The 16,042-nt window shown below is 44.0% G+C and carries 9 protein-coding genes and 1 pseudogene; 7 read left to right on the plus strand and 3 right to left on the minus strand.

Going from position 1 to position 16,042, the window contains the following annotated elements; translation table 11 throughout:
* The first annotated feature begins 240 nt into the window (after positions 1-240).
* Entirely contained in the window at positions 241-3,318 is a 3,078-nt protein-coding gene (locus AM228_RS11605; protein WP_054466277.1) for an SBBP repeat-containing protein, read from the plus strand.
* Positions 3,319-3,401: 83 nt separating this feature from the next.
* Here the strand turns inward: AM228_RS11605 and AM228_RS11610 are convergent, their stop codons facing one another.
* Positions 3,402-4,574 (minus strand): ammonium transporter, encoded by a 1,173-nt coding sequence (locus tag AM228_RS11610; RefSeq protein WP_072160738.1) that lies wholly within the window; start codon positions 4,572-4,574, stop codon positions 3,402-3,404.
* Between the two features lie 1,316 nt (positions 4,575-5,890).
* Here AM228_RS11610 and AM228_RS11615 point away from each other — a divergent pair.
* From AM228_RS11615 to AM228_RS11630, 6 genes and pseudogenes are all read left to right on the plus strand, one after another.
* A complete protein-coding gene (locus AM228_RS11615) occupies positions 5,891-7,237 on the plus strand; it encodes a 1-acyl-sn-glycerol-3-phosphate acyltransferase (protein WP_054466278.1) in 1,347 nt (448 codons plus the stop codon).
* Between the two features lie 936 nt (positions 7,238-8,173).
* Positions 8,174-8,308 carry an IS1 family transposase gene (locus AM228_RS36745; RefSeq protein ID WP_082348846.1) on the plus strand — a complete coding sequence of 45 codons (135 nt, stop codon included), beginning with the start codon at positions 8,174-8,176 and terminating at the stop codon, positions 8,306-8,308.
* A 711-nt stretch (positions 8,309-9,019) separates the two neighbouring features.
* Positions 9,020-10,480 (plus strand): TIGR04222 domain-containing membrane protein, encoded by a 1,461-nt coding sequence (locus tag AM228_RS11620; RefSeq protein ID WP_197285281.1) that lies wholly within the window; start codon positions 9,020-9,022, stop codon positions 10,478-10,480.
* Between the two features lie 69 nt (positions 10,481-10,549).
* Positions 10,550-10,669 (plus strand): annotated as a pseudogene (locus tag AM228_RS35160) (transposase); the annotation flags it as partial.
* Between the two features lie 95 nt (positions 10,670-10,764).
* Complete coding sequence (locus AM228_RS11625) at positions 10,765-12,171, plus strand: ABC transporter substrate-binding protein (RefSeq protein WP_054466279.1); 1,407 nt, start codon at positions 10,765-10,767, stop codon at positions 12,169-12,171.
* A 147-nt stretch (positions 12,172-12,318) separates the two neighbouring features.
* A complete protein-coding gene (locus AM228_RS11630) occupies positions 12,319-13,830 on the plus strand; it encodes a TolC family protein (protein ID WP_231636758.1) in 1,512 nt (503 codons plus the stop codon).
* 89 nt (positions 13,831-13,919) lie between these two features.
* On the opposite strand, the gene AM228_RS11635 is transcribed toward AM228_RS11630, so the two are convergent.
* Both AM228_RS11635 and AM228_RS11640 read right to left on the minus strand, forming a co-directional pair.
* Positions 13,920-14,738: an SH3 domain-containing protein gene (locus AM228_RS11635; protein ID WP_054466280.1), complete on the minus strand. Its 819-nt coding sequence runs from the start codon at positions 14,736-14,738 to the stop codon at positions 13,920-13,922.
* A gap of 168 nt (positions 14,739-14,906) precedes the next feature.
* On the minus strand, positions 14,907-15,767 hold the full coding sequence (locus AM228_RS11640; RefSeq protein ID WP_072160739.1) for an SH3 domain-containing protein: 861 nt from the start codon (positions 15,765-15,767) through the stop codon (positions 14,907-14,909).
* Positions 15,768-16,042 lie beyond the last annotated feature (275 nt).

A 16,042-nucleotide genomic window follows, 5' to 3' on the forward strand; every position in this document is an offset into this window, starting at 1 on the left:
TGTGCGATCGCCCATCTGAGGAAAGAGGAAAGAGGAAAGAGGAAAGAGAAGGCTGATGAAAATTCTCTCTTCTATCTTCTCTCTTCTCTTCCCTACACCCTACACCCTACACCCTAAACCCTACACCCTACACCCTAAACAGCGACTCGGTATGATTCGCTATGATGATGATTGTGCTAGGATAAAATCGCCGATCGCATTTACGCGATTTGCACAATACATTGCGCTTGAGAGTTAGCTATGCAGGGGATTTTTTTTAGTGACGAAAATGGGTTAAATCCAAAATTAACGGGGTTGGATTTGTTTACAACTGATTTCACCACAGAAATCAGCCCTGAAATCAGCCCTGAAATCAACGGTGGCAAGATTTCCCGAACTCCGTTAGGAATTGCCCACCAAATTGTCCCAGACACGATTACCGCGATACTGCAACCAACGAGTCAGGAATTGACCGCTATTTCCGGTTTGCCTTCCGTTGACCCGTCAATCGAACCTCTGCCGGAAAATCCGGCAACCGACGCTACAGATCCCGTGACTGGGGAAGGGTTAAACCTCCAAGCGCTACCATTAAGTTTTATTGCTAACCAGGGACAATTCGATCCCACGGTGCATTCGGTGGTCAAAGGAGCAAAACAGGCGATCGCTTTTACTCCCGATAAAATATTATTTAATTCTGCGGATCAATGGCAGTCTGAAAAGCTGCCTAACTTAGTCCAATTAACTTTTCCTGGAGCGAATAAAAATACCCAGATTGACTTTCTAGATTCCCTGCCGGGAGTCAGCAATTTTATCAAAGGCGAAAACCCGGAAAACTGGGTGACGAATGTGCCAAATTATGCCGGATTAATTTATCAAGAACTATACAACGGCATCGATTTAAAATATAGCGGATTAGACAGTGAACTCAAGAGTGACTTTATTGTGCAACCGGGGGCAGACCCCAGTCAAATTCGGCTGCAATATTCTGGCGTAGAAAATATCAGCATACGGGAAGATGGGGCACTGGTATTAATGACCCCCTTTGGGGAATTAGTGGAAAATGCCCCGATTGTTTACCAAGAAATTAATGGGGAAAAAATTTATATTCCCGCCCAATATATTTTAACCGAAAACCATACCGTTAGATTTGAGATTAGCGAATATAATCCCAACTACACCCTAGTAATTGACCCGACAATTCAATATTCTAGTTATATTGGCGGCAGTCTCCGGGATTCTGTGAGCGATATTGTGGTTAATCGAGCGGGCAATATTATCGTTACAGGTTCGACAAATTCTACGGACTTTCCCACCCAATTTAGCTTCCAAAATCGCTTTGGTGGTGGGGCTTTTGATGGGGATGCTTTTGTCACCAAACTATCTGTAGATGGTTCAGCGGTTGTCTTTTCTACTTTCCTCGGTGGCAGTGGGAATGAAACGGCAAAAAGCATTGCGGTGGATAATGCAGGAGATATTTATATTGGTGGAGTCACGACTTCAGGAAATTTCCCGGTTTTGAATGCTTTTCAAAGAAGTTCTGCGGATGGGATTGCCCCTGAGTTTGGGGGCGATGCTTTTGTCACCAAACTATCAGAAGATGGCAGTCGCTTAATTTATTCTACTTATTTAGGCGGAACCGGGGTGGAAAATGTGGGCGGAATTGCCGTGGATAATACCGGCAGTGTCTCGGTAATTGGCACAACCAGATCCGCAGATTTCCCGGGGCAAAATGCCCTTGATAATCAAAGAGATGGGGATGAAGATGCTTTTATTACCAAGTTTTCTGTGGATGGCACCCGGTTAATTTTTTCTACCTATTTAGGGGGTAGCGATCGCGAATTTGGCGAAGCCATTGTGACAGATAATGGCGGCAATATATATGTGACTGGGGCGACAGAATCCGAAAATTTGCCGGTAGTTGCTGCGGTGCAAAGTACCTTGGGCGGACAGTCTGATGCGTTTGTGGGTAAGTTTGACCCCAATGGAAATGCGATTTTTTTGACCTACTTAGGTGGGGGAGATGTGGATCAAGGATTAGCGATCGCCATTGACCAAAGTCGCAGTGTTTATGTCACCGGAAAAACGGGGTTATCAAACATTGGGCAACCCTTTGCTGCTTCCGAACCCCCCAACCCCCAAAGTGCCAGAAATTTTCCCTTGGTAAATCCATTTCAAATTACATTTTTTGGCGGATATGATGATGCGTTTGTCACTAAGTTAAGTGAAAGGGGCGATGCTTTATTATATTCCACTTATTTAGGCGGCAATGGTACGGATTTAGGGCAGGCGATCGCGGTGGATAATCAAAATAATGTTTATCTGACTGGAACGACAAATTCTAGTGATTTTCCCCGATTGAATGCCTTGCAACCCACCTTTGGGGGCAACCGGGATGCGTTTGTCTTGAAGTTAGCCCCGGACGGGAAAACTTTACGCTATTCCAGTTATATTGGTGGCGGAGATATTGACTCTGGACAGGCGATCGCGCTGGATTTAAATAACAATGTTTATCTCGCGGGATTTACCAACTCTACCGACTTCCCCACCCAGCAACCTTTTCAAGGAACTTTACGGGGAGTTGGCGACGGATTTATCGTCAAAATTCCCCCAGAAACCGGCCCAGTTCCCAATCAATTTGAAAGTTACACTCAATTTGTCCTCAAGGAAAACCTAAGTTTATTATCCTTGTTCTACGATGAAAATTATTATCTCACCAATAATCCCGATGTTGCCCAAGCCGTTGCCGCAGGAGTTTATCCCAACGGATTACAACATTATTTATTGCACGGTCAGTCAGAACGCCGCAACCCCAGTAAATTATTTAACGAAAATCTCTATTTAGCCCAAAATCCTGATGTCGCCCAAGTGGTTGCGGCGGGTGGTTTAAGAAGTGGATTTGAGCATTTTAATCGCTTTGGGTTCGCGGAAGGGCGCGATCGCCGTTTAGTGCTCTTCGATCAGGTGTTTTATTTGGCTACCAACCCAGATGTTGCTGCCGCTGTAGCCGGTGGTGCATTCAAAAGTGCTTATGAACATTACATCACTGCGGGACAATTTGAACGGCGCAATCCTAATCGTTTCTTTGATGACCGATTCTATGTGGAATCTAACCCAGATGTAGCCCAAGCTTTAGCTGCTGGTGCGATTAATAGTGGGTTTGAACATTTTGCCTTTGCTGGGGAAACACAACGACGGCAAGTTAGTCCTGGATATGACGAATCTTTCTATTTAGCGGATAACCCAGATGTGGCAGCAGTGGTGGCTGCCGGTGGTTTACGCAGTGGCTTTGAACATTATATTCGCTTTGGCTTCCAAGAAGGTCGTCCGGGAATTGGTTAAATAATTGGTTAAATCAAAAAAAGGGGCAAAGCATCATGCTTTGCCCCGGTAAATCTAGACTCTTTTCATCCTCTCATCTTAGTCTAAGAATCGGCTTCGATTAATTCTTCTTCATCGATATAGGGTTCAATGCGACGACCGGAAAGCACCAGAATCTTGCCAGAAACAAAACCCGCAATTAAGGCGATCGCCAAGGAAACAAAAATCCCGATAATTTGCGCCATCACATTCATGCCTGATACCACAAACATGGCCGACAATCCGCCAAATAAACCGGGCAAACCATGTAAATACATCACCCCACAAGTATCTTTCTTTTGCAACAATTCTTCTAATTTCGGTTGAATCACGGCAAAGCCAACTACAGATAAAATACCGGCGAAAATTCCAATCATCAAAGCAGTTTGATTTGTCGCATGATCGCACACCGAACCGATCGCCACACCGCCAGCTAAAGTAGCATTAGCAATATCAATCACGGAGATTTTATGGCGTAACAAAACGGTGGCAATATAAGTGGATAAAGTTGCCCCACAAAGGGCCATGACCACATTCAAAACCACCATTGGGATTTGTGCTTCGGGGACTAAAGCCGCACAAAAACTCGGCCAAAAAACCCATAACACCATACTGCCTAACAAAGCGAAGATTTCACTCACATTATCTTCCGGCATGGCATGATCGAATTCTTTTTTGGTGGTCATAGTAAACAACACACCCAGGCCAAAAAATGCGCCGAAAGCATGGATCACAATTGAACCGCCCGTATCCACAAAACTGCCTTGAGGAATTAGACCCAAACCCCCACCTAACACGATCCATTCATTCACCATATAGGGAGGGATAAATAGTAAGCCCAATAATAAATATTGTGGCATTTTTAACCGCCCCAACACTGCCCCAGCACAAATCAACAGACTCACCGTAGCAAATTCAGAAAAAATAAACTTATCGATTTCTAGGGTATGCGCTTCCCCAAATATGCCAAACCCATTAATAAACATATAAAGGGGAATGCCAATACTGACTAATAAATAAGTGGCGGTAGCGGCAGATCGTCCGTAGGTTTTAATGAAGTTCATTAAAAAGCCAAACCCGACCAACGCCATAATCAAAATATGCAGCGATCGATAATATTTTTGTACCTCAAGGACGGCGGATAGGTCATTGGTAGCGGCATATCCGACTTGATTAACTAAGAGGACTCCTAAGATCGACAAGAAGAATAAAACTGCCATACGTTTTATATTCTTCATTCTGGTTCTCCTTTGAATTATTTTGACTGATATTGAGTTGTTTGTTGCCGGAAAGCCGCTCAATTCCCTTGGGGGTAAAGCAAAAAACTACTAATTTCTAAGGGTTTTAACCATATAGAGATGAGCGAAACCTAATGTTTTGTCATTTCTTTTGTCATCTCTTTTGTCATCGTTATTGTCATCTCTTTTGTCATTGATTTTTTCTTCACCAAGGGCTTAACCATTACAGGGATGATCGCGATCAAATTTGCTAAGTTTTACCTTTGATTTTGTTGACAAATATTGACAATTTGACAAATTTATGACAAATTATTTAGTATTTTCTGGTGAGTAGCCATTCGGCCAATTGTTAGATTTAATTTGATTACAGTGGCAATCAAACAAATTGCTATTTTTATGCTGACCAGAACCTTATTTTGTGAGGATTTATCCCCGTCTATTTCTGGGGCAACTACTCAGGAATTCCTATGACAGACAGGGCTTATGCTATTTGGCATAAATCCTATTTGTGGGAAATCTATATTTCAGAATGCTTCAAGGCTATTTGGTTCTTCAAGAACTTTTTGATAGTCTGTAGTGTACATCACAATATTTTCTCTTGTCAAGATTTTTTTTGTAAAAAAACATTACTGAATTATTAATTAATTACAAAAACGATCGCCTGATAACATTGGCTGGGAATTCAAGTCAGTTTAAATCTGCGATCTTGGCTGACAGGGTGAGCAGATTATCAGAAAAAGTCAGGTAACTCTCACCGAGTCAACAAACAATCATATTCAATTGGGTGATACCAATTGGGTGATACCAATTGGGTGATACCAATTGGGTGATACCAATTGGGTGATAAATTTAGGTGATAAATTTAGGTGATAAATTTCGGTGATATATTCCTGTTATGGTAAAGCCCCCTTTGCTCAACCAATCAATCAAATAGTCTAATTGTTGATTAATTGATAAAATCGCTAATCGGCGAATCGTCACTTTCCCCAGACTATAAACAAATCGGCGTTGCAAAGCAAAATTAAGGGATGATCTTAGGGATGATCTTGTAGGGGGAATTCCTAAAGGCGGTGGTTACGCCAAAACCCCAAGAGGGGAAGGGCACCGCGATCGCACCCACCGGGGGGACTCACCAAGCCAAACCCACCGCCCCCTGCCGCCAAATCATCCCACTAATGTGCAACCCCCAGCATTGGCTCAATTTTGGCAAATGAAAATAACTATATCTTACCATTAAAAAGTTACCACAATTCTCATTTCTGCTTTGATTGAGATGTAGCCTATTTATTTATAACTATTCAACCGGACATGATATCATGCCTAACATCGAGCAAGTTCAACCGCCGCTAGAATTTATTGCCCCAAAGTTCAATCTGTCGGTCTTCAAAGTTGTAACACCTTTATTGCCTGGATGGCGGAAATTTCAGACCCCGATCGCGAATATCCAAGGGGAAAATCTAGAAACTTTGGCACAGCTTTATCAACAATTTCAACAAGGTAAGATTCGTTTTTTAATCGCCTTTCGGCATCCGAGTACCCATGACCCATTTGCGATCGCCGAACTACTCTGGCACCTTGTCCCCCAAGCCGCCAAACAACAAAACATCTCCTTCAATGCCCCGATTCATTCCCACTTTATCTATGACCGAGGGATTCCCTTGTGGGCTGGATCTCAAGTGGGCTGGCTGTTTTCTCAACTCGGTGGCATTCCCATTCATCGGGGCAAACTGGATCGACAGGGATTAAAAACTGCCAGAGAACTCTTTGCCAATGGAGAATTTCCCATCGCCGCCTCTCCCGAAGGAGGCACCAACGGTCACAATGAAATTATCAGTCCCCTAGAACCGGGAATTGCTCTTATGGGATTTTGGTGTGTAGAAGACTTACTCAAAGCCAACCGCAATGAACAAGTCTGGATTCTGCCCCTGGGGATTAAATATCACTACCTCCAAGACAACTGGTCAGCGGTGGCAGAACTCTTAACGGAAATGGAAGCGGATTGTGGCATTACTGATTTGACTCCGCCCTCACCGCCAACTGCCGCCACCCTATACCCTCGTCTAATTCGCGTGGGCAATCGATTACTCTCGCTAATGGAAAACTTTTACCAACGCTTCTATCATCAAGATTTACCGACCAGTGAAAATGACGAATTGCCCACACGACTGAAAGCCATTTTAGATGTGGCCTTAAATGTGGCAGAAAAATATTTTGATGTCCAGCCCAAAGGGGGCTTAATTGACCGATGCCGTCGCCTGGAACAAGCGGGGTGGGATTGCATCTATCGGGAAGACATTCCTGATGTAGAGAGTCTGTGTCCCATTGAGCGATCGCTTGCCGATCGCATCGCTGAAGAAGCGAATCTGCGGATGTGGCATATGCGCTTAGTGGAAAGTTTTGTGGCGGTGACAGGTCGCTATGTCAAAGAAAACCCTTCATTTGAGCGCTTTGCCGAAACCACTTTACTGGTTTGGGCAACCATGAATCGCATTAAAGGACAAAAAATCAACAAACGTCCCAACCTGGGCAAACAAAAAGTTCAAATGACTGTAGGGGAACCGATTTCGGTTTCCGAACGTTGGGATGTTTATCAAACCAGTCGCCGAGGGGCGGTGGCTAATCTGACCGCTGATTTACAGACGGCCTTGGAACGGATGATTTAAAGGGTTGGGGAGTGTGAACAAGACGGTACAAAAGTCGTTCCGGCCAAGACGGTTTATCCTCAGAACCAGAATTGGTTGAGGAGGCGTTGGTCATTAAATTGGTGGTATAGGAATGCTAACGGTGTCGATGAAAAGGCAACGTCATGACTCATAGGGAGGGGCAGGGGCGATCGCGGTCTTGAAGTAAAAAGTAAAAAGGCGCGACCTGAACTGGTCGTTTTGGTAAGTAGGGTCAGCCCTACCGGGGGAGTCACACCCCCCGCCCTCGCGGAAAGTACCAACAATGGTATAGCCACGCCCAAGTAGGTAACGAAACAGGCGGAGTGCAGGCACCGAAAGCAGCCTAAACTGGCAGACTAAAGTTAGTTAGAAGGAGCAAGAGGGTCAAAGGGGATGCGTCACCAGACGATCCAAACCTCAAGGAATATTCGGAAAAACGCCACCAGAAATACGGTAAGAGCTACTGGGAGAAAAACAACCCGGAACTATGAAATCGCTCAGTACCTAAACTGGAAATGTCCTATTTGTGGCGAACCCATATTCAATGTTGCAGTCGGTCGCATCGGCAGAGCACGTTACGTTTTCGATACAAATGTGATTGTGAGTTCCTTACTTTTCAAGAACGGTAATCCCTCGAAATCATTTCGCTACGCTTTGAAACTGGGGAGGTTCTGTTGTGGCTTGAGTTGTACGAATATGGGTTAGTGGTTTCAGTTTGGTTGTGACCATATTTTGCGGCGGAAAACCGACGGATAAAACCCCGTTTTACGAGTTATGGTCTCATTTTGAAATTATAGACCCCTCAAAATCCGTCAGAAAAGTCCTTGTAAATTTGAAATAGTAAGGGTTTAAGCCGCTTTGTTTCGGTTTTCGGTAGTGGTGCATAGTCAGGAAAATTGGATATAATCATTTAGTAAAATAATAACTTGATCTTCTATGAATTGTCCCCGATGCGGTTCTAAAAATGTTGTGAAAAATGGCTACACTTCCAGCGGGAAGCAAAACTTTAAATGCAAGCACTGTAGTAGGCATTTTGTGCTTGAAACTAGACACCAACCTATATCGCCATAAAAAAAGAAATGATAGATAAACTTTTCTTAGAAAAGATATCTTTGGCTGGCATAGCCCGATCCAACGGGGTGTCTCCGAGATGGTTACAATATTACGTCTAGAAAAAAATTAGCATTAGTTCCTCGATTTGTGAATGTCACATGATCAAAAATAGTTTTATTAAGAAAAAAAATGTGATAATATATGTTTTTTTGTATCAAGATATTGTAATAAATAGTTAATTTTGCTGGGCATACATAGATCCTATAATTTTTTTTTGGGATGTTTATTGGCAGCATATATGAGTTGTGATCTAAATAATCATGGGATTATTTACCCCCTGTTTACCGTCAATTTGCTGTTATTTACACAGATTTTTTGCAAGCATTATCGACCATTTTTAGACCAAAAAACACAATTATGTAGCCAAAAATAGTTATTTAACAAATTTATCTAAGATTTTAATAATACTATTAATAAAGATAATATATAAACAACCCAAAAGTTATTTTATTTTAAATAGGTATAAATTTTTTAAAAAATATATTGTACCACTTATAATAGTAACGCATTTTTTAATTATTAAAGCAACTCATAATATCCTGAGTATGCAGCACTAAACGGTTTTCTAAAGCAAAAGCAGCATTTTGACTCATTGACAATTCCCGCGATGTATTGGAAGATAAGTAGCAATGCTTTTCAGTGTTACGTTTCGGGCAAGAGGTAGGGTTTATGGATAAACAATTGAGGAAAATGAACTCTCAACAAATAGCTCTATACAAACGAATTGAGGCATTTTCGTTCGACCAACCAGATACTCAATTATCTTTCAGCAAACGGTTGGCAAGGTATAACGGCTGGTCGTTGATCTATACTCAGAGAGTGATTGAGGAATACAAAAAATTTACATTTCTAGCTGTTGTAGCAGAACATCCGGTAACGCCATCCGATCAGGTTGATCAAGCTTGGCATTTACATCTGAGTTATACGCGATCATACTGGCAAGAGTTTTGTCCAAAAGTTTTACAAACTCCATTGCATCATAATCCAACTCGCGGAGGCTTATCCGAGCAGTTGAAGTTTGATGACTGGTATAGCAGGACATTAGAAAGCTACAAGCAGTTTTTTGATCAGATCCCTCCAGCCGATATTTGGCCTGACCCCAAACACCGATTTGGGCGAGATTTACACTTTATTCGGGTGAACACCCATCAAAACTGGGTTGTTCCAAAGCTATCTTTGAGTTGCCTACCCAAAGTGCAACTTAGACAAGTCGTAATCCTATCTCTTGTATTGACTTTGGCATCCGCCGTCACTGGCTGCCAAAGAATATCTATTATTCCCAATCCATTAAACTTTACAGGTTCGGAATTTTTGACTTTCTACTTCCAGCTATCAATTGTTGCTGTATTCCTAGCATCTTGCCTCCGAGCTTATCTGCGTTTACCTGATGGCAATCTAGTAAAACGGACTGTATCTCTTGATGCTTACGAAGCTGCCTACCTTGCTAAAGGTAAAAATCATGTTGTGGATACTGCGATTGCTAGCCTCGTCCAAAAGGGGCGTGTAACTGCACAGCAAGAACGACGAATCCTGACTTTGAAGGGATCTGTAGAAGAGCTTTCTCACCCTGTAGAGCAAGCAGTTGCGAATGCTATTGCATCAGACGGACGTATTGATAGAGTTCGGAGTGGGCTTACTCAAGCAATAGCAATAGATGTAATTCGGGATCAATTGCGTCAGCTTGATCTTTTAGTGAGTCGAAACCAATCCTCCAAAGCCCAAACTTACCCAGCACTCTTAATAGCTTGTCTATTAGGATTAGGTATTACCAAGATTTTGGTGGGGATCTCTCGTGGGAAGCCAGTTGGTTACTTGTTGATGATGTGTATCGTTGTGGCTATCATTGGGTTAGGCTTTTGGCTGACTCCCGCACATCGCAGTCGTTATGGTGATCGAGTCCTACAAGATCTCCGTACCCGCGTGCGCTCAACAGTCGTTAGTCATACAGATCCTCACCTTCCCCTGGCATTTGCTCTTTTCGGTATGGCAATTTTACCAAACGATATGTTTGCTGACTTAAAGAAACTATTTATTATTGATGGTGGCGGCGGTGGTGATGGCGGTGGTGGCGGCGGTGGTGATGGCGGTGGTGGTGGCGGTTGCGGTGGTTGTGGTGGCTGTGGTGGTTGACAGCCGTCTAACAATTCTGGTGCAACGGATTGACTAAAGCCGCTTTTGGTGTGGCAAAGGTATTGCTGATGTAGAAATCAAGCCATAGCTATACACCGTCAATCAACTACCACGGGCAAATTGAAATTGCGAAATCTGGTAATGCAATCCGATCTACCTCAGTGGGTTAAAGAAACGCCTTGTCATATTACTATAGTTACAGTCGAAGCATTGTCAATCAATCTGTTTGGGAATGTTCAGCTTAAATGAATCAGCTTCATCATGTCTCAAAAGAACGAAACAGTATGTCTCAAAAGAACAAAGCAGCCATTCTGATTGTCACCTTACTGCTTACGGGAGGATTATTAGCAGTTGGGTATTTTGCCTTTACCCAGTGGCAATCACAAACAGCGGCAGACATTAGACCATCTCCCAGTTCCCCAACAGCTAGGGATGACGCTCGACTCAGGGAGATCAGTGGTGGGCAACAGTTATTGTTTTCTAGCACAACTTCCCCGGCGAAACAGGAGGGAATTGATGCGATCGCGGCGGAAAATTATCCCAGAGCGGTTTCGAAGTTGGAAGCCTCCCTACAACAAAATCGCAATGATCCAGAAGCCCTAATTTATCTCAATAATGCCCGCATTGGCGGTGGACAGTCCTATACAATAGCCGTTTCTGTTCCTATCAGTACGGCGGAAAATACAGCCCAGGAAATCCTGCGGGGAGTGGCTCAGGCTCAAAATGAAATTAACCAAGCGGGGGGTATTAACGGGGTTAACCTGCGGGTGGTGATTGCTGATGATGCTAACAACCCTAGTGTGGCTCAACAAGTGGCTCAGTCTCTAGTGGCTGATGACCAGGTTTTGGGGGTGGTGGGGCATTATTCTAGTGATGTGACTTTGGCCGCATCCCAGGTTTATGAACAGGGTCAGTTGGTGGCGATTTCTCCCACCAGTACGTCGATAGAGTTATCTAAGGCGGGGGATTTCATTTTTCGGACTGTTCCTAGCGATCGCTTTACGGCTAATGCCCTGACAAAATATATGGTAGAGTACCTGGGTCTGAAGCAGGCGGCTATTTTTTATAACAAGAATAGTAGTTATAGTCGTTCTCTCAAAGATGAGTTTACTACGGCTTTATATGGGTATGGCGGCGCTGTGGTGACGGAGATTAATCTGGCTGAGGAGAATTTTAATAGCTTTGATGCGGTAGAATCAGCTATACAACGGGGAGCAGAGGCGATCGTATTATTGGCTGATACGGAAACTGTTCCTCGGGCTTTACAGGTGGTGCGTGTTAATGAGAGAAAGTTGCCTGTGTTGGGGGGAGATAGTCTCTACGGACCTGAAGTTCTAGAGGTGGGAAGCGATAGTGAAGGGATGGTGGTGGCTATTCCCTGGCATATTCTTAGCCACACTAATTCGGAGTTTGCCGGTGCGGCGACTCAGTTATGGGGGGGTGATATTAACTGGCGCACTACTATGGCTTATGATGCCACTAAAGCCTTGATTGCTGGTATTTCTGGAGATTCTAGCCGCCGGGGAGTTCAAAGGACACTATCAGAACCGGGTTTTTCGGCTAAGGGGGGCGGCGGAGATATTCGTTTTTCGTCTAATTCTGGCGATCGCAATCACAACTTACAATTGGTTAAGGTTGAAGCAGGAAGGCGATCGAGGGGATTGGATTATTATTTTAATCCACTTCCTTGATGGTTTAACCCGGTGCGTTTTCGGCTACAATTAGCTATAGGATACTTTCGGGATAATCATCAATAGCAAGCAAGGAGATGAGGGTTGTTTGGTCGCCAACGGATTTCTTTTCTATCATTATTTATGGTTGTGGGTATCGGAGCGGTAATGGCTCTATCTTCGATGGAGTCTACTGTGGCTCAGACCAATTTATTGAGCAGTTCTCTGGGCAATGATTTGGGTAAAACTCCCCAGGATCGCCCAATCCCAGAATCAGAAGAAACTTTGCACTTAGTTCAAGTTAACGAGGCTCAACCAACTAGAGAGGATAACTTTTTGGATCCCAATCCTAACCCGTTACAGTTTCCCACGTTGCCAGCAGAAGTAGAAATTACGGAAACTTATCCGATTACTTTAGCAGAGGCGATCGCCCAAAGCCTGCGGAATAATCGCCAACTGGAAGAAACTCGTTTAACCTTAGAACGTGCCGAAGCCGAATTGCGAGAAGCCAGAGCCGCACTCTATCCTAATTTATCGGTGCGATCGAATTTAGTCAGAACTAATCAGAATGGCACCAGAGAGGTCAACAATGATGAATTTAATCAAGATGTCAACACCACCTCTTTAGATGGCACCGTCGAATTAAATTACAATCTGTTTTCCTCTGGTCGTCGCTCCGCACAAATCAAAGCCGCAGAATCTCAAATCCGCTTAAATCAGCTAGAAGTGGAACGGATCATGTCTGAGCTTAGATTAAATGTCACCGAAGCTTACTACGACCTTCAACAAGCTGATGAAGAGGTTCGCATTGCCAAGTCCTCCGTAGACAGTTCCCAAAAAAGTTTGGCAGATGCCCAAGCCTTAGAACGGGCTGGAGTTGGCACTCGCTTTGATGTCATCCGAGCCGAAGTTCAACTGGCAAATTCCCAGCAAGAATTAAACCAGGCAATTTCTCAGCAACAAATTACTCGGCGACAACTAGCACAGCTTCTCAGCTTACCCCAATCCTTAAATATTGTTGCCGGAGATCCAGTCAAACCTGTAGAAGATTGGTCTTTATCTCTGGAAGAAAGTATTGTATTAGCCTATAAAAATAGAGCCGAACTAGAACAGCAATTAGTCCAAAGAGATATTTCTGAATTCCAACGGCGTGCCGCCCTAGCAAATTTAGGCCCGCAAGTGGATTTATTTGGCAATTATCAATACAGTTGGGTGAATCAAGGTGGCGATGTTTTGTTGTCTACTTCTGGAGATTCTACCACCAGACAAGGGGCATTGGCTTTTGGGGCGAGGATGCAATGGAACCTCTATGATGGGGGGGCTTCCAGTGCCAGAGCCCGGCAACAGAAAAAAAATATGGAAATTGCCGAAACTCGGTTTGCTAACCAGCGTAACCAAGTCCGCTTTGAAGTAGAACAAGCGTTTTTTAATTTGCAATCTAATCGCAGCAATATTGAAACCGCTCAAATCGCTTTAGAGCAAGCGAAGGAAAGTTTACGATTAGCCCGATTGCGATTTCAAGCCGGGGTGGGAACTCAAACTGACGTGCTCGATGCGGATACAGAATTAACCCGTGCTGAAGCAAATTTAGTCCGGGCAATTCTCGGTTACAATCGTTCCCAGGCGGCGATGCAACGAGCGATTACTAATTTTGAGCCGGAGACGACTTTTAGTTTGTAACTTTTATTTCCCAAACCAGAAACCGGGTTTCTGCGAAAATTTTTGGCCAACAACCACAAAATTAATTCAGAAACCCGGTTTTTTGTTCTTTATCTTAATTCAACGGTAAAAGAATATTCATACCCTCGGAAATTAGATTCTAGATCGATCGCATAATCCCCACTGGTGGATATTTGACTACTCCAGCTAATCGGACCGGGAGCACCTCCTTGGTTGCTCAGTTCTCGTTGCCGATTCACATCACTGGCGGCAAAAATAAAGGGAAATGGCCCAGAATTTGCCGTCACAGTGATGGTCTGACCTTGTTGGGCGCTAATGGTGTATTCATGGCTGCCAGTACCGATGAAGCGATCGCGAATCGTCACCGAATTACTATTACTGGGTATCGTAATCCTCTGAGTCTTTTGGTTACAGCCGCTTTCCGTCACATTTTTGGACACCCAACCTTCCAGGGGTTCATTCCCCAGGGTACGCACTTTAAACCAGTTGTTTTGCTCCCCCTCTACGGACAATTGAGTGCGATTTTGCACCTGACCGATAATGTTACCGTCCCTCACCTCCGGGGTAGAACGGACATTCGTGGGCGGATTGGGATCCGAGACGATCGCCATCGTAATTTTACAAGTATCCTTGACCGCATTTGAGGCGGTGGTCGGTCTATTCATCGGCGGATTCGTCGGCACCGTCGCTGGTGCCACCTGCACGGGCGGACTTGACTCAGGAGTGGTTTCTACCGCAGTCGGTTCATTAGTCTCCGTGGCTCCATTAGTTTCCGTTACCTGATTGGCGGTCGGTGGGGGTGTCGTCGGGGCGCAGGCTAAACAGAGCATCCCGGTTAAGCAAATCATTCCGGCCTTTTGCAGCCAAGTAGATGGAAATGTAGTGGTTTGATTGTGATAATTTTTCATAACAGTATCCAAACTCTCTTTAAAGCTTTGACGCTTGATAATTTTATTCGTTGCTGAAGTATCTCAGTCTTATAGTATTTCCCTAAAAAACTATTTTTAGGGGGAAAACGCTAAATTTTTGTCTGATAATTTAGGGCTTTTTTTGAAAGAGAATATATGGCAATAATATCACCTAATTTCAACCATAAAATCATATTTAAATCCTTTAAAATTAGAATTCATATCCAAGTAGTAATCTCCACTAAAAGGCAGTTTTCCAGACCATAAGCTTCGATTGCTATCGGTGTAAGGATCGCCCGCTAAAACTTGTCCTTTGGGAGTAATAATAGTGGGAAATACACTATCGGCATTTAACTTCTCAACCACCATTGTTTGCCCAGCGGCAGCCCTGAGAATGTACTGATGACTCCCCCCACCAATAATTTCTCCTTTGACGATCGCAGAAATTCCATTTTTGGGAAACTGAATCCTTTTACTTACGTCGGAGCAACTGCTTTTTGTCCGGTTTTTAGACACCCATCCTTGCACAGGTTGATCTATCTTAAACCAGCCATTTTCTTCACCAACTACAGAAATAAAAGTACCATTTTTTAACGTAGTAACTTGATTATTATCCGTCACGCGAGGACTAGACCGAACATTCAATGGCGGATTCGGGTCAGCAACTACTGCCTGGGTAATTTTACAGCCCTGGGTGGGTGGGTTGACGACAGTCGGAGGGATGGTTTCGGCGGCTGCGGTTGGTGTAGGTCTCGCCGTAGGTGTGGGTGCTGATGTGGGTGCTGATGTGGGTGCTGATGTGGGTGCTGATGTGGGTGCTGATGTGGGTGTGGTCAAAGTACCTGAAGTCTCTGGATTGCTCTGTGAGGGGGTTTTACTGGTTGAAGACTCAGAGATTTGGGCTTGGGAAGAAGGGAAATTGTCTTCCGGCTGCGATCGCGGCGATTGCAGTGCCACCATTACCCCGCCAACGGTTCCGGCGATCGCCGTAGCCGCAAACATTAAAAATACAGTGTTGTGATGACTCATAGATTGCCCAACCTCAATAGATTGACTTCCTAAACCAGGCGATCGCTCTGACCAACCAGTCTTAATCCCGATCTTAATCCCGATCTTAATCCCGATCTTAATCCCGATCTTAATCCCGATCTTAATCCCGATCCTTATCTCGATCCTAACTCATGGATGCTTATACAATGTTGCTTTATCAGTCCGACCACTCCGGAAAAACCCTGAGAAAGTTTGGAAGGGCGATCGCTTTCGCCACAATTTTGGGTAAGCTCTGAGAAAATAATGAAGTTTAA

Origin of the sequence: Planktothricoides sp. SR001 (genome assembly GCF_001276715.1) — a bacterium.
Classification (GTDB): domain Bacteria; phylum Cyanobacteriota; class Cyanobacteriia; order Cyanobacteriales; family Laspinemataceae; genus Planktothricoides; species Planktothricoides raciborskii.